Origin of the sequence: Cellulomonas sp. A375-1 (genome assembly GCF_001040865.1) — a bacterium.
In the GTDB taxonomy this organism is placed as follows: domain Bacteria; phylum Actinomycetota; class Actinomycetes; order Actinomycetales; family Cellulomonadaceae; genus Cellulomonas; species Cellulomonas gelida.
The window spans coordinates 1-1,087 of the sequence record NZ_LFKW01000081.1 but is presented as its reverse complement, the minus strand read 5'-3'; the positions used below and the strand labels follow the sequence as shown (position 1 = coordinate 1,087).

At 77.7% G+C, this 1,087-nt stretch carries 1 protein-coding gene; it reads right to left on the bottom strand.

Annotated elements, in window-relative coordinates; all coding sequences use genetic code 11:
• A partial coding sequence (locus CWIS_RS08995) for a GTPase family protein (RefSeq protein WP_048342942.1) occupies positions 1-914 on the bottom strand: 914 nt, incomplete at its 3' end.
• Between the last annotated feature and the right edge of the window lie 173 nt (positions 915-1,087).

The following is a 1,087-nucleotide window of genomic DNA, read 5'->3' as shown; positions in this document are numbered from 1 at the left end:
GTCGGCTCGCCGCACGCGCGGACCACCGCCTCGGCGACCGCGCGCAGGTCGGCGCCGTACCGCTGCGTGGTCGCCTCACGCCGCTCGACGGCCTGCGCGACGAGACCCCGCAGCGCGTCGACGCCCTCGCCCGTACGTGCCGAGACCGCGAGCGTCCGGGCGCGGGTGAGCCCGTCGAGCGCCGCGAGGCGACGCAGGTCGGCGAGCACGGCGTCCGCCTCGGCCGCGCTGAGCCGGTCGGCCTGGTTGAGCGCGAGCACCACGACGTCGTCGTGCCCGACGAGCGTGCGCAGGTACCGCTCGTGCAGCGCGGCGTCGGCGTACTTCTGCGGGTCGACGACCCACACCAGCAGGTCGGCGCGGTCGACGAGCCGCTCCGCGCGGAAGCGGTTCTGGACGACGACCGAGTCGTGGTCGGGCAGGTCGAGCAGCACCAGGCCCGGCGGGACCGTCCCGGCGGTGGGTGCGCGTCGGTCCGACCGGCGCCGGTGCGACCCGCCCCCGACCTCGCGCGACGCGACGACCGTGTGCCGACGGTCGACCTCGAGCCAGTCGAGCAGCGGCCCCACCGCACCGGGCGCGGTGTCGGGCCGCGGTGAGGCACGACGCGTCGCATCACGGGCACCCTCGTCGTCGGCTGCCACGACGACCGCGAGCGCGTGCGACGTGGTCGGTCGCTGCACCCCCGTCTCGGCGAGGTCCATCCCCACGAGCGCGTTGAGCAACGACGACTTGCCCGAGCCGGTCGCCCCCGCGAGCGCGACCACGGTGTGCTCCGACGACAGCCCCACGCGCTCCGCGACCCGGAGCAGCAGCGCACGCGCGCCGTCCACGAGGTCCGGCGGGAGCCGTCCGTCACCCGCGTCGACGGCGGCTGCCAGCGCCTCGGAGCGTTCCTCGAGGGTCAGGCTCACGCGTCCTCACCTCGCGTCCGCCGCCCGAACAGCCGCTGCCACAGCCCTGTGCGCGCGTCGCCCTCCCCCGGGTGCCCGGACTCGGCGGGCCCGGCCCCGGCGCCCTGCCCTGCGCCGCGCAGCGCGCGTCCACCGCCCGCGGGCGTCGCGGTCCCCGCCACGGCCGGTCGGCT